Annotated in this window: 22 protein-coding genes; 18 read left to right on the forward strand and 4 right to left on the reverse strand. The window is 33.0% G+C overall.

The genetic code is table 11. From position 1 onward, the window contains the following. Positions 1–8 precede the first annotated feature (8 nt). From CIGNP91_RS04215 to CIGNP91_RS04235, 5 genes are read left to right on the forward strand one after another with little or no spacing between them, the layout of a single operon-like run. The gene (locus tag CIGNP91_RS04215) at positions 9–1,235 is read left to right on the forward strand and encodes a sodium-dependent transporter (protein ID WP_086253474.1); all 1,227 of its coding nucleotides are present in this window, start codon (positions 9–11) and stop codon (positions 1,233–1,235) included. Between the two features lie 6 nt (positions 1,236–1,241). Then, on the forward strand, positions 1,242–2,438 hold the full coding sequence (locus tag CIGNP91_RS04220) for a M48 family metallopeptidase (RefSeq protein ID WP_086253475.1): 1,197 nt from the start codon (positions 1,242–1,244) through the stop codon (positions 2,436–2,438). Continuing rightward, the gene (gene prmC / locus CIGNP91_RS04225) at positions 2,425–3,216 is read left to right on the forward strand and encodes a peptide chain release factor N(5)-glutamine methyltransferase (RefSeq protein ID WP_086253476.1); all 792 of its coding nucleotides are present in this window, start codon (positions 2,425–2,427) and stop codon (positions 3,214–3,216) included. The genes CIGNP91_RS04220 and prmC overlap by 14 nt, the downstream gene beginning before the upstream one ends. Then, a complete protein-coding gene (locus tag CIGNP91_RS04230) occupies positions 3,216–3,689 on the forward strand; it encodes a DUF4149 domain-containing protein (protein ID WP_086238685.1) in 474 nt (157 codons plus the stop codon). Before prmC ends, CIGNP91_RS04230 begins: the two co-directional genes overlap by 1 nt. Then, positions 3,689–4,093 carry a YbgC/FadM family acyl-CoA thioesterase gene (locus tag CIGNP91_RS04235; protein ID WP_086233687.1) on the forward strand — a complete coding sequence of 135 codons (405 nt, stop codon included), beginning with the start codon at positions 3,689–3,691 and terminating at the stop codon, positions 4,091–4,093. The genes CIGNP91_RS04230 and CIGNP91_RS04235 overlap by 1 nt, the downstream gene beginning before the upstream one ends. Positions 4,094–4,122: 29 nt before the next feature. Here CIGNP91_RS04235 and CIGNP91_RS04240 read toward each other — a convergent pair whose 3' ends face one another. From CIGNP91_RS04240 to CIGNP91_RS04250, 3 genes are read right to left on the reverse strand one after another with little or no spacing between them, the layout of a single operon-like run. Next, complete coding sequence (locus CIGNP91_RS04240; RefSeq protein WP_086253477.1) at positions 4,123–5,259, reverse strand: hypothetical protein; 1,137 nt, start codon at positions 5,257–5,259, stop codon at positions 4,123–4,125. Beyond that, complete coding sequence (locus CIGNP91_RS04245; protein WP_086253478.1) at positions 5,256–5,876, reverse strand: uracil-DNA glycosylase family protein; 621 nt, start codon at positions 5,874–5,876, stop codon at positions 5,256–5,258. The genes CIGNP91_RS04240 and CIGNP91_RS04245 overlap by 4 nt, the downstream gene beginning before the upstream one ends. 19 nt (positions 5,877–5,895) lie before the next feature. Further along, a complete protein-coding gene (locus CIGNP91_RS04250) occupies positions 5,896–6,378 on the reverse strand; it encodes a GNAT family N-acetyltransferase (protein ID WP_086241060.1) in 483 nt (160 codons plus the stop codon). 331 nt (positions 6,379–6,709) lie between these two features. Here CIGNP91_RS04250 and purD point away from each other — a divergent pair, with 331 nt between their 5' ends. Genes purD through CIGNP91_RS04280 form a run of 6 tightly spaced genes read left to right on the forward strand, consistent with a single transcriptional unit; the run spans position 6,710 to position 14,312 of the window. Beyond that, a complete protein-coding gene (gene purD / locus CIGNP91_RS04255) occupies positions 6,710–7,954 on the forward strand; it encodes a phosphoribosylamine--glycine ligase (RefSeq protein ID WP_086253479.1) in 1,245 nt (414 codons plus the stop codon). After that, complete coding sequence (locus CIGNP91_RS04260; protein WP_086229239.1) at positions 7,954–8,412, forward strand: RDD family protein; 459 nt, start codon at positions 7,954–7,956, stop codon at positions 8,410–8,412. The genes purD and CIGNP91_RS04260 overlap by 1 nt, the downstream gene beginning before the upstream one ends. Then, positions 8,402–10,585 (forward strand): LPS-assembly protein LptD, encoded by a 2,184-nt coding sequence (locus CIGNP91_RS04265; RefSeq protein ID WP_086253480.1) that lies wholly within the window; start codon positions 8,402–8,404, stop codon positions 10,583–10,585. Before CIGNP91_RS04260 ends, CIGNP91_RS04265 begins: the two co-directional genes overlap by 11 nt. Then, entirely contained in the window at positions 10,582–11,277 is a 696-nt protein-coding gene (locus tag CIGNP91_RS04270; protein ID WP_086224762.1) for a phosphoribosyltransferase family protein, read from the forward strand. The genes CIGNP91_RS04265 and CIGNP91_RS04270 overlap by 4 nt, the downstream gene beginning before the upstream one ends. Beyond that, positions 11,278–13,458 carry a polyribonucleotide nucleotidyltransferase gene (locus CIGNP91_RS04275; protein ID WP_086253481.1) on the forward strand — a complete coding sequence of 727 codons (2,181 nt, stop codon included), beginning with the start codon at positions 11,278–11,280 and terminating at the stop codon, positions 13,456–13,458. It begins immediately after the preceding gene. 11 nt (positions 13,459–13,469) lie between these two features. Continuing rightward, the gene (locus tag CIGNP91_RS04280) at positions 13,470–14,312 is read left to right on the forward strand and encodes a universal stress protein (RefSeq protein ID WP_086226228.1); all 843 of its coding nucleotides are present in this window, start codon (positions 13,470–13,472) and stop codon (positions 14,310–14,312) included. 1 nt (position 14,313) lies between these two features. Here CIGNP91_RS04280 and CIGNP91_RS04285 read toward each other — a convergent pair whose 3' ends face one another. Then, entirely contained in the window at positions 14,314–14,673 is a 360-nt protein-coding gene (locus tag CIGNP91_RS04285; protein ID WP_086253482.1) for a histidine triad nucleotide-binding protein, read from the reverse strand. A 218-nt stretch (positions 14,674–14,891) separates the two neighbouring features. Here CIGNP91_RS04285 and pheS point away from each other — a divergent pair, with 218 nt between their 5' ends. The 7 genes from pheS (at position 14,892) to serA (ending at position 24,164) form a co-directional block, all read left to right on the forward strand. After that, on the forward strand, positions 14,892–15,884 hold the full coding sequence (pheS, locus tag CIGNP91_RS04290; RefSeq protein ID WP_086253483.1) for a phenylalanine--tRNA ligase subunit alpha: 993 nt from the start codon (positions 14,892–14,894) through the stop codon (positions 15,882–15,884). Then, entirely contained in the window at positions 15,881–18,217 is a 2,337-nt protein-coding gene (gene pheT / locus CIGNP91_RS04295; protein WP_086253484.1) for a phenylalanine--tRNA ligase subunit beta, read from the forward strand. Before pheS ends, pheT begins: the two co-directional genes overlap by 4 nt. After that, positions 18,214–19,491, forward strand: a complete 1,278-nt coding sequence (aroA, locus tag CIGNP91_RS04300) for a 3-phosphoshikimate 1-carboxyvinyltransferase (RefSeq protein ID WP_086253485.1) — start codon at positions 18,214–18,216, stop codon at positions 19,489–19,491. The genes pheT and aroA overlap by 4 nt, the downstream gene beginning before the upstream one ends. Beyond that, a complete protein-coding gene (locus CIGNP91_RS04305) occupies positions 19,481–20,338 on the forward strand; it encodes a 4-hydroxy-3-methylbut-2-enyl diphosphate reductase (RefSeq protein ID WP_086226223.1) in 858 nt (285 codons plus the stop codon). Before aroA ends, CIGNP91_RS04305 begins: the two co-directional genes overlap by 11 nt. 79 nt (positions 20,339–20,417) lie before the next feature. Then, positions 20,418–22,088 carry a 30S ribosomal protein S1 gene (locus tag CIGNP91_RS04310; protein ID WP_086253486.1) on the forward strand — a complete coding sequence of 557 codons (1,671 nt, stop codon included), beginning with the start codon at positions 20,418–20,420 and terminating at the stop codon, positions 22,086–22,088. A gap of 7 nt (positions 22,089–22,095) precedes the next feature. Then, a complete protein-coding gene (locus tag CIGNP91_RS04315) occupies positions 22,096–22,584 on the forward strand; it encodes a hypothetical protein (protein WP_086245954.1) in 489 nt (162 codons plus the stop codon). Then, positions 22,581–24,164 carry a phosphoglycerate dehydrogenase gene (serA, locus tag CIGNP91_RS04320; RefSeq protein ID WP_086241067.1) on the forward strand — a complete coding sequence of 528 codons (1,584 nt, stop codon included), beginning with the start codon at positions 22,581–22,583 and terminating at the stop codon, positions 24,162–24,164. Before CIGNP91_RS04315 ends, serA begins: the two co-directional genes overlap by 4 nt. The last annotated feature ends 5 nt before the right edge of the window (positions 24,165–24,169 follow it).

A 24,169-nucleotide genomic window follows, 5' to 3' on the forward strand; every position in this document is an offset into this window, starting at 1 on the left:
GGATATCAATGGTAGAAAATAGACAAACTTGGAGTTCTAGACTTACATATATTCTAGCTGTTGCGGGTGCTACTATCGGCTTTGGCGCTACTTGGCGTTTTCCATATTTAGTAGGCCAAAATGGCGGCGGAGCTTATGTTCTTATATTTTGTATAGCGATGATTGTTATTGGCATTCCAATGATTTTAGCTGAAAATGCCATAGGTAGAAGACTACATATCAACTCAGTAGATGCATTTGGTGGTTATGCAAATGGTAAAAAAGTAAATCCATTGTGGAAAATTGTCGGATGGATGGGGATTTGTGGCGCCTTTGGTATTATGACAGCTATTTTTGTGCTTATTAATTATATTATATTAGTAAAAGGCGCAGTAGAAGGGATAGAAAAAGCCGCTAAATATCTAATGCCATTACTATTTATATTGATGCTTGCGATGGTGGCTAGGAATGTCACACTTGATGGAGCTATTGAAGGTATTAAATTCTATCTTACGCCAGATTTTAGCAAGATAAGTATGAAGCTATTTATCGATGTTTTAGGTCAAGTTTTCTTTGCATTATCGCTTGGATTTGGGGTTATGATTACACTTTCTAGCTTTTTAAGAAAGGATGAAGATCTTATAAAAACCTCAGTAATTACTGGGATTGTAAATACCGTAATTGCTGTAGTAGCTGGATTTATGATATTTCCATCTTTATTTACTTTTGGAATTTCTCCTGATAGTGGACCAAGTTTGGTATTTAAGAGCTTACCAATAGTATTTTCCAATATGTTTGCTGGTCAGATTATGGCTATTGCGTTTTTTGGGCTACTTATGATTGCGGCACTTACTACTTCGTTGCCAATTTATGAGGTTATTATTACTGTTTTAGAAGAAAAATTTAAAATTAAACGCCATAATGCTATTGTGTTAGTACTTAGTATAATTTTTGTAGTTGGCAATATCCCTTCTTTGATGGCGACAAATATCCTATCAGATATTACAATTTTTGGTAAAAATATATTTGATGCTTATGATGCTATTAGTGCTACTATATTTTTTGTGCTAACTTCTTTGTTTTGTGCGCTTTTTGTTGGTTGGGTGCTAAAAGATGAGGCTAAAGCTGAGATAATGTATGGAACGAAAAGCTCAAAAACTATTGTAAATATATGGTTTTATTATGTTAAATTTGTAATTCCATTTATAATCTTAGTTGTATTTATTAGTAGTTTTTATAATAATTTTTTAAAGTGAGTTTTTATGCTTGAAATTTTAATTACTTTGTATGCTTTATTTACAATTTATAGAGTGGTTTTAAGTATCTTACAGATAAATTACATTAAAAGATGTAAGGAGCCAGTAGTATTGCCTAAGGCAGAATTTCATAATGCCGCAATCGTAGCAATACAAAAGCAAAAATTTGAGATAATTTATAATATTTTTCTATTTATTACTGTAGCTATATGGAGCGTATGGGGCGCTAGCGCTTTGGCTTCTAGCCTTAGTGGTATAGAGATGGTTACAGTAAGAGATGCTTTGCTTGTTGCTTTATTTTTAGTCATTGGGGCAGTAATTAACCTACCTTTTGAGATATATAGTAAATTTGTAATGGATAAGAAATTTGGCTTTTGCAATAGCACAGTTGGGCTTTTTGCCATGGATTTTATTAAAAGTATAATAATGATTTTTGTATTTGGGTTTGGAGTTTCATGGATTTTATTAAATTGCTATGAGTTTTTAGGGCAGAGCTGGTGGATATGGGCTTTTGCGATTAGTTTTGGATTAATTTTGTTAGTAAATTTGATATATCCGACAATTATTGCTCCAATATTTAATAAAATTACTCCATTGCAAAATGATGAGTTAAATTTAGCTATAAATAATCTATTAAACTCATGTGGATTTAAAAGTAGTGGTATATATAGTATGGATGCTAGTAAAAGAGATAATAGATTAAATGCTTATTTTGGTGGGCTTGGAGCGACTAAGAGAGTAGTATTATTTGATACATTAATAAACAAACTTGATAAAAATGAGATTATAGCAGTTCTTGGCCATGAGCTTGGCCACTTCAAACATAAAGATATAATTAAAAATATAGCCTTAATGAGTGCGGTTTTATTTGGTTTTTTTGCAATTTTTGGAAATATTCCAGTTAATATTTATACCGCACTTGGATTAGAACAAAGTGGTGGCGGATTGTTTATCTTTTTCTTGCTATACTCTTCACTTTTTATGGTGGTTGTAGAGCCTTTAATATCGACATTTTCTAGGTCGCATGAATTTGGCGCTGATGAATTTGGTGCTAATAAAACTAATAAAGAGTATATGATATCAGCTCTTAAAAAACTTGGTAAAGAAAATAAATCTTTTCCACTTTCTCATCCATTTTATAGTTTTGTATATCATTCACATCCAACCCTATTTGAGAGGCTAAAGCGTCTTGAGAATTTGTGATGGTTTACACTTAGCCAAGGAATTTGGTAATCGTTTTGCGTACTTATTAATGGAGTTTCATTTAAAAAAAAGTAGAGAGTGGATATTTTTACATTTAAATGATGAGTTGGCTAAAAAAGATAAATTTATAGAATTATTAGATAGATATAAAAACGGAGAACCTCTAGAGTATATCACTGGACATTGTGAGTTTATGGGAAGATATTTTGAAGTAGGGCAGGGAGTTTTAATCCCAAGATTTGAGACTGAGATTTTGATAGAAAAAGCCCTAGAGATAGCTAGTAAATTTAATACACCAAGGATTGCTGAGATTGGCGTTGGGAGTGGAATTATTAGTATATCTTTAGCCTTAGAACTTAAAAATGCTAAAATAATTGCTACTGATATTAGTTTAGATGCACTCAAGTATGCTAAGATAAATAAAGAGAAATTTCAAGTCGATATAGAGCTTATAGAGTCAAATTATCTTGATAAAGTTAATGGTGATTTTGATATTATTATCTCTAATCCGCCATATATTGCAGCTAATTATCCGCTGGATAAATGGGTTTTAAGTGAGCCAAAAACAGCATTAATAGGTGGTAAAATTGGTGATGAGATATTAAAAGATATTGTTAATCTAGCAAAATCTAGAGCTAAATATTTAATTTGCGAAATGGGCTATGATCAAAGAGAATCTATGAAAAATTATCTTGATAAGCTTGATTTTCAAAGTGAGTTTTATACCGATTTAGCTGGATTAGATCGTGGGTTTGTAGCTTATAATAAAGGAAAATAATGGTTAAATTTAGAAGTTTTTATCTGCTTTTGCTTGGTATTTGTATTGGTGCTGAGCTTGCTATTGGGATATTTATGGCGCCTGTGATATTTTATCCATCGCAATATATTGGCGAAGGAGTTTTGAGCCACTATCAAAGCGGTCAATTAATGACTCAAGTATTTTTAAAATATAATGTGATGTTGACATTTATCTCATCGCTAATTTTTCTTTTTGAGATTATTAATTTGAAAAATAGCGAGAGTTTTAATTATAAAATTAGCGCATTTTTCTTAGCACTTATTATAACTCTTTTGGCTATGTCGTTTGTATTTTATTTCACGCCATATATTCTTCAAGCTCAAAAAATCGGCGCTGAAGCGACTGCTACGGCTGAATTTGCTAGTATGCATAAAGCTAGTGAATTTGTGATGAAAGCAATGATGTTGGCTCAAGTGGCACTATTTTTCATTAGAGTGCGTAAGGAGAGTTAATGGGATTAAAGGTTAGAATTTATTACGAAGATACAGATAGTGGTGGGATAGTATATCATAGCAATTATATTAAATTTTGTGAGCGTGCTAGAAGTGAGATAGTATTTGCTTCGGGAATTGAATTTAATGATAGTCGCCACTTTGTAGTTACAAAGCTTGAAGCGCACTATTTAAAACCTGCTGTTTTAGGAGATATATTAGATGTTCAAACCAAGCTTGTCAAGGTTGGCAGTGTAAGTTTAACCCTAGCTCAAGATATATATAAAGTAGCAAACATTAAAGGAGAGTGCGAGCGTGAATTGATATTTCGTGCAAAGGTTATAGTAGGATTTATTAGCGATGGAAAGCTCTCTAGACTTGAGCCAGAATTTGCTAGAGTTTTTGGCCAGTTAAATGAACATTAAAGCTAAGTAATAGGATTTACCTATTACTACTACTCATCAAAATAAAATCCATAATTTCCAGCACGCATAATATTTATATTGTATTGTATTTGATTATTTTGTATCTCTTCTTTAAAGATAGCTTTTGCGCTTTTGTTTATGTAATTTAGATATATAAAATCCATTCCAATCATTGTAGAATAAGCCACCCAATCATAATCAAGCTTTTCTCCTAAAATAGCACTAAGTGTCTCTAGTTGGCTATCAGGAGTCATTATGGAGTTAGCAATATACATATTTTTACGATCACCACTTTGAGTAAGGCTGATTAAAGCGCTATTATAGTTAAGCTGAGTTGAGAGCAGTATGTGAGGTGTAAGCTCAAATACTCTAAATTGCGAACTAAGTAGTGCGCTTTTAATTAATGGAGTATTTAAAAATATAGAGCTATTTTTAACCTTATAATTATTTTTTAAGAAATTTAGCTTTATATCACTACCTTCTATATTCTTAATATATGGTTCATTTGTGTTATTAGCAACTAGATTATTTAGCATATCTGAGACTCTACTACCATCGCCAAATGCGGTTATTTTATGGTTGGCTTTTGTCAATAGCTTTTGAATTTGTGCTTCATAATCAATGCCACCAAAGAATAAATTTGATCTTGGGTTTGAAATATTTTTGATATTGATTGTTGGAATGTAAAATATTAAATCATCATAATCATCGCTATTTACAATCTCTAAGCCGTTTGTTGTTAGTGGAGCAATAAGATATTTAAATCCAGCATTTTTTGCTCTGTTTATAGCTAAATTTAGATTTTCTGCACTCTCATCACCGCTATAAAATATCTCAATATGCGAACCAACATCACGTTTGAAAATATATGCAAAAACTGAATCACTTACTACTACAGAGTAGCTTTTTATTACATCTTGAGGAATTATTAGGGCAACTTTTATATCTTTGCGGCCAATCTCAATCTCTGGAATGGTTGCAAGCTTTTTAATACCAGCATAGTAGCTCTTAAAAGGTTCGCTCATAGTTAGCGGAGTGTAGATAAATTGGATAAAATCAACCCCACGAGATAACTCTTTTAAGCACTCTTTATCACATCTAGATTGCGAATTTGCCTGTATGACTGCTATAAAAATCATAAAAAATGAAATAATTAAATTTTTCATAAATATCCTTTTATTTTTTTTAAATCTGCTATAAACTCATTAGCTTTACTAGGATTTTTGTCTATCCAAGTGTTATCAAAAGTTGGCATATAAAGTGAATTTTTAAGTCTATAAATGCCACCTCTATGGCTCTCAAATGAGCTATTTTTAGCTAGTTCTTTAAAACAATTTAATCCAAAGCTTACAATAAATTTAGGTTTAATGATTGCAAGTTCTTGGTTAAAAAACTTTGTACAAATATCATTATAATACCAATTATTCTGCTTATTAATACATTTTAAAATATATGTAAAATATATCTCATTTGCGTTAAGTCCAGCTAAATTTAAATATCGCAAAAGCGAATCATCAGGAGTACAAAGACCATTTTTATCGCTTCTAACATTTGGACTATCAAGCACAAAAACTACACCACTACTAATATTTCCACTACCAATGACTGCGTTAGTTCGGCTTTTGCATAGCTGGCAAAGATTACAGCTTTTTATTTGTGTATTTAATAGCTTTAAAGAGTTAAACTCAGATATTTTATGTGGTAAAATCTCATCAAAGCTAACAAATTTAAAACCCATTGCACGCAATATCTCAAGCTTGTAAATGGTATAATTTTTGTCCATTATACTACCAAAAAGCTATTTAATCTTTAATAAAATTTGCTAAATTTTCCAACTCTTTACCATCGAGTCTAAGATGAAAAAACTCATCTCTATTTTTAGCGCCAAGTTTATAATAAAACTCTAAACTTGGTTTATTCCAAGTCAAACACTCCCACTCTAGTCGCCCCAATCCTTCATCAATGCATTTTTTAGCAAGAATAGCTAAAAATTGTTTACCAATACCATTGCCACGGAATTTAGGCTGAACATATAAATCCTCTAAATATATCCCCGCACGCCCAAGAAAGCTAGAGAAGGTATAAAAATATATAGCATATCCTATGATTTTTTCGCTATGTTGGCAAACTAAAATGTGAGCGTATTTTTTTTCAAAAATAGAATTTTGAAATAATTCATCACTAAATTTTATCCTATCACTCATCTTTTCATATTCAGCCAGTTCTTTAACAAGATTAATTATATCTTTGATATCATCTTTTTTGGCGGGTCTAATTTTATACATTTTCTACCTTAAATTTTAAAATTTATGCTAGATTATAGCAATTTGGAGCTGAATTTGAAAAAAAATTGATTTAAAATCCAATAAACTATCTAAAATTTAAGTCAAATTTGATATAATTTCCCTGCCTGGATGACTCGATAGCATTTTTATGAAGGTCCAACAAATTAGTATTAGCGAAGATGTGCAGAGTGGTGTGACGTGACTTTGCTTGATGCCTAACGGTTTAGAAGCTGCGACCTAAAGCTGCTGCCTATTTGCAAGATTGGCTTTATATTAGGGCCGATTCTACTATGCACCGACCATCTGGGTATTTTAAATTTATAGGAATTATATGAATATTCTCATTATTGGAAGTGGCGGTAGAGAGTACGCCATTGGACTTAGATTAACTCAAGATAACCAAACACATAATCTTTTTTTCTCGCCAGGTAATGGAGCAACTGCAAATTTGGGTCAAAATGTAGATATTAAAGATTTTAATGAGCTTGCTAAATTCGCACTTGAAAATAAAATAGAACTTACTATAGTTGGTCCTGAAAATGCTTTAAGTGATGGTGTGGTTGATATCTTTAAAGCTAATAATTTAACTATTTTTGGTCCATCACGTGCTGCTGCAAGATTAGAGAGTTCAAAAGCATATATGAAGGAATTTTTAGCCAAAAATAGCATAAGAACAGCAAGATTTATAAATACTAATAATTATGATGAAGCGGCTGAATTTATTGATACCTTAGGCGATATAGTTGTAGTAAAAGCAGATGGGTTATGCGCTGGAAAGGGTGTAATAATTGCTAAGAGCAAAGATGAAGCTAAGACTGCTGTAAAAGATATGCTAAGCGGGGAAAGCTTTGGTGCAGCTGGTAAGAGAGTTGTAGTAGAAGAGTTTTTAGATGGATTTGAGCTTAGTTTTTTTGCTATTTGCGATGGAAATAGCTTCGTCTCACTTCCAGTAGCACAAGATCATAAAAGATTGCTAAGCGGCGATGAAGGGCCAAATACTGGTGGAATGGGTGCTTATGCACCAAGCCCATTAGCCAATGAAGAGCTAATAAAAAGAGTAGAAAAAGAGGTAGTAGAACCGACACTTAAAGGAATGCAAGCTGAGAATGCGCCATTTTGCGGGGTATTATTTGTAGGATTAATGGTGGTAAATGATGTGCCATATGTGCTTGAATTTAATGTTAGATTTGGCGATCCGGAGTGTGAGGTTTTAATGCCATTAATTCGTGGTGAACTAGGTGAGATTTTGCACGGTGCAGCACTTGGAAAATTAAGTAAATTTGAACTAGAAAATGAGATTGCTGTAGGCGTGGTGCTAGCTAGTAAAGATTATCCATATAAAAGCAGTCCAGCAGCTAAAATAAGCGTAGAAAATATTCCACAAAACTCGCATATAGCATATGCTGGAGTGTCGTTAGAAGGCGGTAAATTATATGCGACAGGTGGTAGAGTACTAGTAGCTGTAGGTAAAGGAACGAGTGTAAAAGAGGCTAGAGATAGAGCTTATGAACTAGCTAAAAATATTCAATTTGATGGTATGCAATACCGTGATGATATCGGATATCAGGCGCTTTAATGAGAGAGAGCTTAGAAGAGAAATTATATAGAGAAAATATTACTATTGCAAGCATAAATAAAAGAGCCCTAGCTTATGCTATCGATGATGTTATCATATCTGTGCTATTTATGTTAATTTATTGGGATTATATCGCTAGAGCCAGTAATATTGGCGTTGAGGCTACATTAGCTGCGATATCAAATTTATTTTGGCAAATTGCGCTTATGAAAGTGGCGTATCATACATTTTTTATCTGGTACTATGCTGCAACCCCTGGTAAAATGTTATGCAAGCTTGTTTGTATAGATACTGTGATGCTATCTAGACCTAGCCTTAGTAGTAGCTTTTTAAGAGCTTGTATGAGGCTTTTGAGCGAGACGCTATTTTATATTGGATTTTTGTGGGCGCTTGGCAATTCTCAGCGGCAAACATGGCAAGATAAATTAGCCAAGACTGTAGTTTGTAATGCGTATTAGATTACTAGCATTTGCTGGGCTTTTATGTGGCGAGCTTTTGGCCAATATAGAAAATGTCGAATTTTTAGCTAGTGATGTGCAAAAAGATGGCGATATAATCAGTGCCAGTGGTAATGTTTTGTTATATTCACAAAACTACTTAGCTAGTGCTGATAGTGCAAAGTATGACCAAAAAAGTAATATTATAGAGCTATTTGGTAACGTAAATTTAATGCGTGGTGAGTATGAAGCCAGCCGCTCAGAATATGCTAGAATCAATCTTACAACTAATGAAATGAGCTTTGATAGAAGCTTTGCAATTGACAAGAAAAAAGAGATTTGGCTCCAAAGTAATGAGAGTTGTAGTTCTGATGAGATGCTAAGTGTTAAAAATGCTATTGTATCTAGTTGTAATGTTAGCGATCCAGATTGGCATATAGGATTTAGTAGCGGTGAATTAAATAAACAAAGCAAATTTTTACATCTTTACAATCCTGTATTTTATGTTAAAAACACCCCTGTGATGTATCTACCATATTTTGGTTTTAGCACTGATAAGACTAGAAGAACTGGACTTTTAACTCCACAGTTGTCATATAGTGGAGATGAAGGACTGGTGTATTTACAGCCAATTTATGTGGCTGAGTATAATGAATGGGATTTAGAATTTGACCCGCAAATCCGTACAAATAGAGGGGTTGGGCTATATTCAACTTTTAGATTTGCTGATTCACCGTACTCTAATGGATATATTCGTTCCGGAATATTTAATGAGAGAAGTAAGTATCAAAATCGTGAGAATTTAAAAAATAAACAGCATCGTGGAATTGAGTTAGGCTATGATAGAGATAGATTAATTAGTTATTTAATTGATGGTGATTTTAAAGAGGGCTTGTGGCTTGAATTTGTAAATCTAAATGATATTGATTATTTAAATTTACGTGGTAGAGATGGATCTAGTCATGCCTCACTAGTAGAATCTAGATTAAATTATTTTATTGCTACAGATAATCACTATCTAGGTACATATGCTAAATACTATATTGATACGGCAAAAATCGGTACAAAATATGGTAATGATGATACACTTCAAGAGCTACCAAAGGTGCAATATCATAGCTTTTTTAATACATTTATAGTGCCAAATTTGACTTATTCATTTGATGTTAAATATCATAATTACACTAGAGAAATTGGCGTAAGTGCTAATCAATATGAGATTGATATTCCTTTGGGATTACAGTTTGGATTATTTGATGATTATGTAAATTTATATATTAGTGAGAATTTATACGCTTCACATGTTGATTATAACAGAGCAAAGTACTATGATGGCAATGATTTTTACAATAATCATTATGATGATATAATTAACCATTATCATAGAATCTTGTTAGAAAATGATATGTCAAGGGCATTTAGCAGCTTTTATCATACTATAAATTTTAAATTTGATTATATTAAACCAGGGTATAATAATGGTGATATCAACGAAAAGCTATTAAAGTATTATATGATAAAAGATGGCGCAACCTATGATCCAAATAATCTAGCACTATTTGAAGATAACTTTATCGATAGAGTTTCAAATAGCTTTACAACTGAGCGAATAACATTTGATGGAACTCAATTTTTTTACGATGTTAATGGCCAAAAAGTGCTAAGACACAGCGTAAAAGAGAGCTATGATTTTGATAGAGATGAGTTTGAGAGCTTTGAGAATCGAATAAATCTATATTATGGTAATTTTGATTTTGGTAATAAAATAGAATATTCGCACTTAGACCATGATATCGCAAAGATTCAAACTGGTATATCATATAGCGGAACTAAAATTGCTACTAGAATCTGGCATACATATGATAAAAACTTTTATGATGGCGACGCATATGATAAGGAGAGCTATCTAAGTGGCAATGCAAGTTTAAAACTTCCATATAATTATGAGATATTTGCAGGTGTGGATTATGATCTGCAAAGGGATTATACTAAAATGTGGCAAGGCGGTATCCACTATAAAAGAAAATGCTGGGATTATAGCTTAATTTATAAAGAAGATATCGAACCTAAAAATACTAGCGCTGGATTAGAGTCTAAAAAAAGCCAGGGCGTGTATCTATATTTTAGCTTCTATCCATTAGGGGATGTTGGATATGATTTTTCCATTGAACAAGATAATAAGGCCACAAATTGATAAGCCCAAATGATCTTAAATTTCAAGATGAACTAGATGCAGCAAGTAAATTGTTAGATGTATTGCCACATAATGAGCTAATATCTGGCGATTTTGTCGTAGTTTGTTCATCTTTAGATAGTGTTGTTTTGGCTAATGCTATTGCTAATGAGCTAGATCTTAGTTATGAGCTGTTTTTTAGTGAGAGACTTTATGCGCCAAATAATCCTGAGTGTGAAATTGCTATAGTTAGCGAGACTGAGGAGATTGTTTATAACAGTGAATTGGTTAATGCTTTTGATATAAGCTTAGATTTTATTTATGGTGAAGCACACCGTAAATATGAGGAAAAAATTTTAAAAAATGTTTATAAATATCGTAAAGGTAAGCTTTTAGAAAATCTTCAAGGTAGAAATATTTTATTAGTTGATTTAGGATGTCAAACGGGTATTACAGCACTTGTATGCATTAAATCGTTAATAAATTTAAATGTAAAATCTATAACATATGGCACTCCACTTATAGCAGCTGATATATTATCATACTTTAATACCTTGGTTGATAGTTTATATTATGCTAAAAAGATAAGCAATTTTGTGGATGTAGATTTTTATTACAATTCTAGAGTTGCAGTAGAGTCGGCTATGTCTATTTTAGAAGATAGTCCGCACTATTTACCACTACAAAAAATACAAAAATCAAAGGAGATATAAATGCAGTGCAGTATAGAAGTAAATAATCAAATTCAAATTTTCGATCTAAACAAGGTCGCTAAACAAGCTAGCGGAGCAGTGCTTTTAAGAGTGAAAAATACTGTAGTATTAGCTACAATAGCAAGAGAAGATACTCAAGTTGAAGAGGATTTTTTGCCTTTGACTGTTCAGTATTTAGAAAAACAATATGCAGCTGGTAAAATTCCTGGCGGATATGTAAAGCGTGAGACAAAGCCAGGGGATTTTGAAACTCTTACTAGTCGTATAATAGATAGAAGCCTTCGCCCGTTATTTCCAAAAGGCTACGCATATCCTACGCAAATAGTAGTTATGGTATTAAGTGCTGATCCTGAGGTGGATTTACAAGTTGTAGGATTAAATGCTGCAAGTGTAGCTTTGTATTTAAGTGATATTCCAGTTGAGCGTCCAGTGTGTGGGGTGAGAGTTGGACATATTGATGGAGAGTTTGTATTAAATCCTAGTAATTCAGAGCTTAAAAAATCTACACTTGATCTATATGTAGCTGGGGTTAAAGATGAGCTTTTGATGATTGAGATGAGAAGCTTGCCGACATTAACTAATGATATAACCTCTATGATAGCGATGGATCCAGTAGTGGATATGGGTCTATGTAGTGAGTTTATTCAAAAGCAATCAATGAATGAATTTGATGAATCTAAGATGCTTGAAGCGATTAAATTTGCTAATGAAGCTATCATAAATGGCTCTAATGCCTATGAAGAGGCCTTTAAAGATTATAAAAAACCAGCAGCAAATTTAGAGTATAAAAGCGAGATAGAAAATAACGATATCGCAATTTATATAGATGAGTTTTATAAAACTGAAGTTAAAAACGCTATAAATCAGATGGCAAAAAGTGAAAGAGCAAGTGAATTAGTTAAAATAGCTAATCAAATTGCCCTTAGCGATACAGCTATAAGCGAAGGCTGGGATAAGAATTTAATACTAAATATATTAGGTAAATATAAGAAGAAAATCGTAAGAGAACAGATAATAAATGAATCAAAAAGAGCTGATGGTAGAGGGCTTAAAGATGTTCGTCCAATTAGTATCGAGACAAATATATTACCAAATGCTCATGGTAGTTGTCTATTTACAAGAGGGCAGACTCAAGCCTTAGTCGTAGCTACCTTAGGGACTGATAGTGACGCACAAATGAGCGAGATATTAACAGAAAAGGGCGTTGTAGCAGAGAAATTTATGTTTAATTATAACTTTCCAGGCTTTAGCGTAGGTGAGGCTAGTCCTATTAAGGCTCCAGGTCGTAGAGAACTAGGTCATGGTAATTTAGCCAAAAGAGCCTTGTATCCAAGCATAGATTTAGATAGCCCATACTCTATTAGATTAGTTAGTGAAATTTTAGAAAGTAATGGCTCAAGCTCTATGGCTAGTGTATGCGGTGGTTCTTTAGCGCTTAGGGCTGCTGGAGTACAAAGTTGCAAGCTAGTAGCCGGTGTGGCTATGGGGCTTGTATTTGAAGGTGATAAGCATGCTGTATTAACTGATATTATGGGGTTAGAAGATCATGATGGCGATATGGATTTTAAAGTTGCAGGTAGCAAAGATGGTATAACTGCACTTCAAATGGATATAAAACTTGGCGGCATTAGTCATGAAGTTTTAAAAGAGGCTTTATTGCAAGCTAAAGAGGCTAGAGAGCATATTTTAAATATTATGCAAGAGGCTGATAATAATATAGTAATTAATGAAGATATTTTGCCAAAGTTAGAGCTATTTAGCGTAGATCCATCAAAAATAGTTGATATAATAGGTCAAGCCGGTAAGACTATTAAAGAGATAATTGAGAAATTTGATGTAAGCATCGATTTAGATAGAGAAAAGGGCGAGGTTAAAGTAGCCGGTTCGCAAAAAGGCAAGGTTGAAGCAGCCAAAGAGTATATAATCCAAATCACACAAAAAGATCTAAAAACAAGAGGTGGTAAAAAAGAGGTTAAAAATATAGATAATTTTAAAATTGGAGAGGAATTTGATGGAGAGATTAAAAAGATAGCTACTTTTGGTGCTTTTGTCTCATTAAGAGATGGGGTAGATGGTCTTCTTCATATCTCAAAAATTAAATCGCCTATTAAAGAAGGTGATCGCATTAAAGTAAAAGTAAGCGAGATAAAAGCTGGTAAAATCTCGCTAGATTTAATTTAAAAGGGGTACTTATGAATATCAAAAAAATATTTTGTCCATTAGTTAATAATGATGAAATACAAAATCATATTTATGGTGGCTTGCTTATTGCTAAGGAATTTGGTGCTCATATAGATTTTTTATCTTCTCAGATAGATCTTGAGTTAATATCAAATTTAGATATGACAATTAGTAGAAGCAATATGTTTGAGTCTTTAAAAGGTGCTTTTGCTACTGAATTAAATGATCAAAAAAACAAAAATTACCAAATTTTTGAAAAAATTTGCGGTGAATTAGGCATCAGCATCGGCGATATCACAGGCACAGCAAGTGCGAAATTTGAGACACAAAATGGAATTCGAAGTCGCCTTTATGAGTATGAGGCGAAATTTTGTGATTTAGTTGTGGCAGCGACTCCATTAAAGGGCGAGGCGACATCTACATTTGATGCAACGGTAATAAATAGCGGCAAAAATGCTATTATTATCCCAAATGAGATGAAAAAATTTAGTATGGATAATATATTAATTGGCTGGAATGGTACTACAAGTATCTCAAGAAGTTTAACAAATTCTATAAATATTTTAAAAAGAGCAAAAAATATTCATATTATCGTAACTAAAAAATATGATGATACAGCTTTAAACGCTAAATCAAAATTACTTGAATATCTAAAGTATCATAATATCAATGCTACATTTGAGGTGGTTACTACCACAAATATACCAGGAGAGGCTTTATTAGAAAATACACTAAAAGGCGAATTTGATATGGTTATAGCTAGTAGCTATGGAGAAAATGGGGTAAAAGAGATATTCTTAGGTGGTAGCACGAAGTATTTCTTAGAAAATACTCCAGTGCCAGTTTTTATGTAGTTTAAAAGCTACTTTTTGGGTCGTGTTGGTGATTGTCAGTCCATTTAAGCATAGTGCCGCCTAACATATGAAAATGTAGATGCATCACCTCTTGACCACTATTTTCACCACAATTAGTCACTAAGCGATATCCGGTTTTATCCACACCAATTACTATTGCAACCTCTTGGATAAATTTAGTCATCTCACCCATTAAAGCTGGATCCATTTCTTGAAAATTTTCATAGTGATTTTTAGGGATTATTAAGATATGAACAGGCGCTTTAGGATTTATATCGTGAAATGCTAAAAATTTATCATTTTCTAAAACCTTATTTGAAGGGATTTCTCCAGCTACAATCTTATCAAAAATGCAAGACATCTAAACTCCTATATATAAATTTGGCTATATTATATCAGATAATTTTATATAATTTTCTATAATGTTGAATATTTTTTGATTTTCACTAAAGTTGTTTAAATATTTTTTAATAGGCTTAAATTTGGCATCGTTGTGATTATAAATTTAAGTAATTAGTATCAATTTATTTTAATTAAATTTTAGATACAATAAAAATAAATTTAGTTAAGGAATATGGTTTGCAAGATATTATTAACAAGATCGACTCTGCTCTAAATTTAGATGAATTGGAGCAAATTCGGCTTGAGCTATTTGGTAAAAGGGGTAGCATTACGGCTGAATTTAATAGATTAAAAGATGTTGAGCCTGAAAATAAAAAGGCTTATGCCCAAAGCTTAAATATCAAAAGAGACACTCTAACAGCTAAGCTAAATGAGAAAAAACTTAGCCTAGAAAGTGAATATATTAAATCTAAGATGAAGAGTGAAGCTATTGATATTTCACTATTTAATGAGCCTTTATCTACTGGTGCATTACATCCAGTAATGGAGACTATGGATAGGATCATTGAGTATTTTGTAGCACAAAATTTTAGTATCGAGACTGGTCCATTAATAGAAGATGATTTTCATAATTTTGAGGCTTTAAATTTGCCTAAATATCACCCAGCAAGAGATATGCAAGATACATTTTATCTAAAAGATTTTAGACTTCTTAGAACTCACACTAGCCCAGTCCAAGTCCGCACCATGCTAAATCAAAAGCCCCCGATCCGCATGATTGCGCCGGGGTCAGTATTTCGTAGGGATTTAGACCTTACTCACACTCCGATGTTTCATCAAGTAGAGGGCTTAGTTGTTGAAGATGGCACTAAGGTTAGCTTTGCGAATTTAAAATATATTTTAGAAGATTTTTTGAGATATATGTTTGGTGATGTTAAGGTTAGATTTCGCCCTAGCTTCTTCCCATTTACTGAGCCTAGTACAGAAGTTGATATTAGCTGTATATTTTGTAGTGGATGCGGATGTAGAGTATGCAAGCAAACAGGCTGGCTAGAAGTCCTTGGTAGTGGAGTAGTAGATCCAAATGTATTTAAAGCAGTAGGATACAAAAATGTAAGCGGATATGCTTTTGGACTTGGAGTGGAGCGTTTTGCTATGTTGCTTCATAGAATTCCTGATCTTAGAAGCTTATTTGAAGGGGATATTAGACTATTGGAGCAGTTTAAATGATAATAAGCAAAAATTGGTTAAATGAGATTATAGATCTTTCAAATTTTAGTACTGAGCAGATCTGTGCTAAGCTAAATTCAATCGGATTAGAAGTAGATAGTGTTACTAATATAACAATACCTGATAATATCGTAGTTGGCTATGTTAAGAGTTGTGTAAAACATGAAAATAGCGACCATCTACATGTATGTGAAGTTGATGTAGGAGATAGAGTTTTACAAATAGTTTGCGGTGCGAAAAATGCAACTGCAGATATATATGTTGCTGTGGCTTTAGTAGGTGCTGTGATGCCAAATGGTTTAGAGATTAAAGAGGCGAAATTACGAGGCGTACAAAGCAGTGGAATGTTATGTTCATCAACAGAGCTTGGTTTTCCTAAAATAAATGATGGAATCATGATTTTAGATGATAGCATTGGAGAGCTAGTCTTGGGCAAGGCTTTGAATGAATTTGATATCTTTGATGATGATATTATAGAGATTGAACTAACGCCAAATCGTGGAGATTGCTTAAGTATTTATGGTATAGCCAGAGATCTTTCATGTGCTCTTGATCTTATTTTACGAGATGAAAAAGCAATAAATGAAGATGATAGACAGCTTGGAATTGGGCGTTTAGTTAGCATACATTGTGAAGCTTTGATTAATGGTGCTTTTGCTTATAGGGCTATTGAGATAGGTGAAGGCTTTAAAGAAAGCTTAAAATTAGCATTAAGAGCCGCATTAATAGGATCGCAAAAGACTACGAATTTAGAGCGACTTTTAGAGTGCCTAACTCATTATACGGGAGTTATATTTAGGGCTTATGACCATGGTAAGTTAGCTAGTAGTAGTGATGAAAAGATAGCTTTAACTATAAAAAAGCTTGAAAATGGCGCATACGGAATTCACTGCGGAGATAGACTTTTAAGCATTGCAGGCATTAGTCAAAATGACGATGCAAGAGTGGATGAAAATAGTAAAATAGCTATTATAGAGGCTAGTTATATAGAGCCAAATTTAATCTCAGAGATTTTAGGCAACGATAAAGATATTAAAAAAGATGAGTTTGCTTATCGTTCAACTCGTGGTTCTGAACCAAATTTAAATTATGCGATGAATATTTTATTTAATATTTTTACAAAAAATAATAATATCACACCATATTCTGGTACTCAGCAAGTCCAGCTTAGTAGAGAGCCAATTGCTATTGGTTTTGGCTCATCTGAGATTAGCGCAATGATTGGAATGACAATTAGTAGCACAGATATTGCTAGAATTCTTAAAAAGCTTGGCTTTGAGATTAGCGCAACATCTGATAATGAACAAATTTATGCTAAAGTTCCACTATGGCGTCATGATATTGTAAATTCACATGATATTTGCGAAGAGATTGTAAGAATAATCGGGATTGATAATATCCCGTCAAAAGCCTTAGAATATAGCGAAAAAAACCGCACAAATCAAGCATATAATAGATATAAATTATCTCGTGATATTAGACAAAAAGCTGCGAATTTAGGATTTTTTGAAAGTGTGCATTATCTATTTGATAATCCAGCCGAGCTAAAAGAGTTAGGTGTGCCTTGCTCATCTGAAGCGTTGCTAAATCCGATAAATAGCGAGTTAAGTGCGTTAAAGCCTACATTAATAAATCACTTGCTAAATGCAGCTAGCTTTAATATCAAGAACTCAAAAAGATCGGTTAAATTGTTTGAATTTGGCGATGTTATTAGCAAAGATGGGATTCAAAGAGCTAAATTTGGCTTTGTTTTTAGCGGACTTATAGGTGAGCCAACACTTCTAAATGGGGCTAAACCAGCGACTATTGATTTTATACATTTTGCTAATTTAATCCAAAATATTTTAGGTAAAATTGAGTTAAGAAAATCAAATGATATTGAATTCCTAAGCGAATTTGAACAAGCAAAAGTCTATCAAAATGGTGATTATATCGGCTATATCGGTAGAGTAAATGCTACAATAGAGCAAAGCAGGGATCTATTTAAAACCTATGTTTGTGAGATAGATTTTGACAATTTAAAACCTAGCAAAAAACTAGCAAATCCATACTCTAAATTCCAAAGCTTAAGTAGAGATTTAAGCATCATAATGCCAAAAGATATGCCTTATATCCGCATTAAAGAGACAATTGAGAAGTTAGATATTAAGAGCTTAAAAGAGTTTTTACCAGTTGATATCTATAGTGATGAGAGCTTAGGCAATAGCGTGAGTTTGAGTATTAAATTTACATTTCAAGATGATAGCAAAACCCTTGAAGATGAAGAGATTGTAGCTATTATGGATAGTATTTTAAGAGCATTAAAAGAGAATTTGGGTATTGGATTAAGATGAGAGTAGAGCCTTTAAAATCAAAATTTGATGTAGAGTTTGACCTAGTATCAACAGATAAATCCATTAGCCATAGGTGTGCGATATTTTCGCTTTTGAGTGATGGAGTGAGTGTAATTAGCGATTATCTTGAGGCTGAAGATACTTTAAATTCATTAGAAATTGCTAAAAAACTTGGCGCCAAAATCGAAAAAATTGATAATAAATACTATATCACTCCACCAACCAAAATTAGCTCGGCTAAATCAGTTTTAGAGTGCGGCAACTCTGGAACTGCGATGAGAATATATATGGGGCTTTTAGCTGGTTGCGATGGATTTTATGTATTAAGTGGCGATGAGTATCTAAATGAACGCCCAATGAGGCGAATCGCTGAACCACTTATGAAAGTTGGTGCTACTATCGATGGTAGAGATAGTGCTAATAAAGCACCGATCGCTATTAGAGGTAGAAACTTAGACTATTTTAGCTACGATTCTAAGATATCTTCAGCACAGGTCAAAAGCGCCTTAATCTTAGCTGGACTTTGTGCGAAGGGTTGTGAATTTAGCGAACCAGAATTGAGCCGAGATCATAGTGAAAGAATGCTAAAAGGAATGGGCGCTGATATCAGCTATAAAAATGGTAAAATCATAGTCCAACCGCTAAATTCAAAAAAGCTAAAACCACTTATAATGAGTGTGCCAAATGACCCTAGCTCGTGCTTTTTTTATGCTGTAGCAGCAGCTATAACGCCTGGTGCTAGGGTGAAATTTAAAAATATCTTACTTAATACAACTAGAATTGAAGCTTATAAAGTGTTAGAAAAAATGGGAGCGAAAATCAATTATACTCTTACTAGTTCTCAGTATGAAGATATCGGTGATATTGAGATTATCGGTGATGAATTAAATGCTATTATCGTGGATAAAAATATCTCATGGCTCATTGATGAAGCCCCAGCTCTTGCTATCGCTTTTGCTTGTGCTAAGGGAAAAAGTGAGCTTAGAAACGCAGCTGAGCTTAGAGTAAAAGAGTGCGATAGAATTAGCGTAACTATCAACGCTTTAAAAGCTTGTGGGATAGAGGCCGGAGAGTATGAAGATGGATTTTGGATTGTCGGTACTAAGCCAAATAGGGCATTAGTTGATAGCCATGGAGATCATAGGATCGCTATGAGTTTTGCGGTGCTTGGGCTAAAATGTGGTATGGATATATCAAAGAGCGAATTTATCGCTACATCTTTTCCTAAATTTAGCTATTTCTTGCGAATGTTGGGGGCTAGAGTTGAAGATTGAACTTGCTAAAAATTATGGATTTTGCTTTGGTGTTAAAAGGGCGATTAAGATTGCTGAAAATTCGGCCGGATCACAAGAATCCACATCTGCTACAATCGGTGAGCTTATCCATAATAGTTTAGAGATTAATAGATTAAAGGATAATTTCAGGGTTAAAACCTTAAAAAATATAAGCGAATTAACAGATGAAAAAAGAGCAATTATCCGCACTCATGGCATCACAAAAGGGGATTTAGAAAAGCTCAAAACTACAGGAATTGAGATAGTAGATGCGACCTGTCCTTTTGTCACTAAACCTCAAAATATCGTTGAAAAGATGAGTAATGAAGGCTATGAAATAGTGATTTTTGGGGATATTAACCATCCTGAGGTTAGAGGCGTTATGAGCTACTCAAGCAAACCTGTCCATGTGGTCTTATCAATCGATGAGCTAAAAAGTACAAAACTACCACAAAAAGTAGCCGTCATCTCTCAAACAACCAAAAAAATTGAAGAATTTATCTCAATTGTCACCTATCTAATGCAAAGGGTAAAAGAGGTTAGAGTCTTTAACACTATATGTAACGCAACATTAGAAAATCAAGAAGCCGTAAGAGAGCTAGCCTCCAAAGCCGATGTAATGGTAATCGTAGGTGGCAAAAATTCATCCAATACCAAGCAGTTATATTTAATAGCTAAAAATTTATGTAAAGATAGCTATCTAATAGAGAGCCAAAATGAGCTAAATTCAGAATGGTTTAAAAATAAAAAGATATGCGGAGTAAGCGCTGGAGCTAGTACGCCTGAGTGGGTTATTCAAAATGTTATAAAAGAGCTTGAAAATATCGATAAAATTTGCAATAGTTAATATAATATAAAGCTAAAAAAAGGTAAAATTTAATCTTAAATGCTGTAAAGCAAAGAAATCTATAGATAAAAGGATCAAGATGGCTGAGGCGAATAAATTCGTTCATAATGACATTGACAAAATCGACCTAGAAGAAGATTTTGCTACTATGTTTGAAGAGTCTTTAAAGAGTGAAGAAGCTACTGTGTGTGATGGTGTCATCGTAAATATAAAAGATGACGAAGTGTATGTAGATGTACACAAAAAATCTGAAGGCGTAATGCATATATCTGAGATTACCGATGAAAATGGAAATCTAGTACATAAAATCGGTGATGTTATCAAGGTAGCAGTAACAGGCTCTAGAAATGGCAGACCTAGCGTATCTCATAAAAAAGCTCTTAGAAAAGAGAAGGTAAAAGCTTTCATAGATAATTTTAATGAAGAGGCTGAAAATATATTTGATGTAAAAATCATCTCAAAAAATAAGGGTGGATTTGTCGCTGTTAATGATGATGGTATCGAGTTCTTCATGCCTAGATCACAAAGTGGATTTAAAGATCCAAATCAAGCTATGAACAAAAGCTTTAAAGTTAAAGTTATTAAAATCGATAAAGACGATCAAAGTATCATTGTATCACGTAAAAAACTAGTTGACGAAGATAGAAAAAAACGTAAAGAGATAGTGTCTGCAATTTTAGAAAATACTGATGTAATCGAAGGAACTATCAAAAAAATCACTACATATGGTATGTTTGTTGATGTAGGCGGTATAGATGGACTAGTTCATTATAGTGAAATTAGCTATAAAGGACCAGTAAATCCAAATACTATATATAAAGAGGGCGATAAAGTAGATGTCAAAATCATAAAATATGATAATGAGAAAAAACATTTATCGCTATCAATTAAAGCCGCTACTCCAGATCCGTGGGATGAGATTAAAGATGGATTAGAAGTAGGTGATACTATCAAAGTAACTGTAAGCAATATTGAACCATATGGTGCCTTTGTTGATTTGGGTAATGATATTGAGGGATTTTTACATATTAGCGAAATTTCTTGGGATAAAAATATCAAAAATCCAAAAGAATTTATAAAAGAAAATGAAGAATTAGATGTAGAAGTTATTGAGATTAATCCAACTAGTCGCCGTCTAAGAGTGAGCTTGAAAAACCTACTTCCAAAACCATTTGATGAATTTAGTGCTAAATTTAAAGAAGGCGATATTGTAAAAGGTGTGATAACTACACTTACAAACTTTGGTGCATTTGTTAGAGTTGGCGGCTTAGAAGGATTATTACATAATGAAGATTCGTCTTGGGATAGAAATGATAAATGTAAAGATATCTTTAAAGCCGGTGACGAGGTAGAGGTAAAAATCATTAAAATCGATCCAAAAGAGCAAAAAATCTCTCTAAGCCAAAAAGATTTAAAGGCTAGCCCAGCTATGGAATATGCTAAATCTCACTCTATAGGAGATATCGTAAATGGCACTATAAGAGATATTAAAGATTTTGGTATATTTGTAAGCTTAGATGATAATGTAGATGCCCTAATTCGTAAAGAAGATATTGGCTCACTTAATATTGATTCTTTAAAAATTGGGGATAAAATCGAGGCTGCTATTGCTTTTATCGATGAGAAAAAAAATAGAATTCGCCTAAGCGTGAAAAGATTAGCTAAACAAAAAGAGCGTGAAGTTTTAAATGAAATCAATAATGATGATAAAATGACGCTTGGCGATATCATTAAAGAGCAACTAGCATAATTAAGCTATGAAAAAAAACAGCCTTTATCTAATTTTAGCTGTTATATTTGTAGTAGTTTTTGGTGGGTTTATATCTTTGTTTGCTTATTTAAATTCAGGGTTATCCTCACCATCATCTATTCATACTAGTAATAGTGGTGTAGATTTAGAATACAACTATCAAAAATCAGATAATTGGCTTGAGAAGATTGCGGAGTTTGAAAAAAAAGACTCCGTACTACCTACAAATTTGATGATAATCGAGATAGGCGAGAAGAGTAAATTTGAAAAATATATTTCAAGATACTATATGTTAATTATCGATAGATGTGATTTTTATTCTATGTTTTGTATAAATAGAGTTATTAAAGATTTTAATATAAATTTTACAATTGTAAAAGATGGCGATCAAGCTACCATTTATATAGATACAGATAATAAAGATATAGCCTTAAGTGTAGCTAATGAACTCAAAAAATATAATATTCATACAACTTTAAAGGAAATTAACCTATGAAAACAGTTATAGTATGCGATGCTATTCATCCAGTTGGATTTGAGATCTTAAATGCTCAAAAAGATATCAAAGTTATAGATGCTGTAGATACACCAAAAGATAAACTTTTAGAGATTTTAGGTGAAGCTGATGTGGCAATTACTCGTAGTTCAACTGATTGTGGCGAGAAATTTATAAATGCAGCTACTAAGCTAAAAGCCCTAGTTCGTGCTGGTGTTGGTGTTGATAATGTTGATATAGATGGCTTTTCAAAAAAGGGCATTATAGTTATGAATGTGCCAACTGCAAATACAATTGCAGCTGTTGAAATGACTATGTGTCACCTATTAAATAGTGCTAGAAATTATATCAATTCTGTAAATGATTTACAACAAGATCGTGTTTGGAAACGTGAAAAATGGTACGGAAATGAGCTTTATGGCAAAACCTTAGGAGTTATCGGTTTTGGTAATATTGGCTCTAGAGTAGCATATAGAAGTCTTGCTTTTGGTATGAAAGTTATAGCTTATGATCCATATATTGATCCTAGCAAAGCTACTGATATGGGAGCTACATATACTACTAATTTTGATGATATTTTAGGTTGTGATTTTATTACAATTCATACACCAAAAAATAAAGAGACTACAAATATGGTAGATGAAGAGCAAATTGCTAAAATGAAAGATGGCGTTAGACTTATTAACTGCGCTCGTGGTGGCTTATATAATGAAGATGCGCTTTATAAGAATTTAAAAAGCGGTAAGATCGCTTATGCTGGTATAGATGTATTTGTCAAAGAGCCAGGAAATGATCATCCATTGCTAGATTTAAATAATGTAAGCGCTACTCCACACCTAGGCGCTAATACTTATGAATCACAAAAAAATATCGCCATAGATGCCGCTGAACAAGCTATTAGTGCTGCAAGAGGTATTTGCTATCCAAATGCTCTGAATTTACCTGTGAAAGTAGAGGATTTACCGCCATTTGTAGCGCCTTATACAGAGCTTTTACCTAAGATGGCGTATTTTGCTTCTCAGCTTAGCGGTAAAAAACAGATTAAAGCTATTAGGTTAGAGCTTGAAGGTGAAGTATCTGACTATGCTGAACCGATGTTATCATTTGCCATAGCGGGTGCTTTAAAAGATGTTTTAGGTGATACTATAAATTATGAAAATGCCACATTAAAAGCAGCTGAAAAAGGGATTGAAGTATCTACAACTATAGTCCCAGCAAGCGGGTATAAAAGCAAATTAACAATCAAGCTAATCACAGATGAAGACTCTGTGAGCGTTGGCGGAACGGTCTTTAGTGAAACAGAGCAGAGAATTGTAAGTGTCAATGGATTTAAAACAGATTTTAAACCAAAAGGCAGAATGATAGTATTTAAAAATCGTGATATACCAGGCGTTATAAGTGATATTAGCGGAATTTTAGCTAAATCTAAGATTAATATTGCTGATTTTAGACTAGGTAGAGACAATGATGGTTTTGCTTTGGCTGTTATATTAGTTGATGAAGATATTAAAAAAGATATTTTAGACCAGTTAAATGCACTTGATGCGTGTGTTTGGGCTAGATACGCAGTATTAATTTAAAAGGA

Origin of the sequence: Campylobacter sp. P091 (assembly GCF_002138935.1) — a bacterium.
Lineage (GTDB): Bacteria > Campylobacterota > Campylobacteria > Campylobacterales > Campylobacteraceae > Campylobacter > Campylobacter devanensis.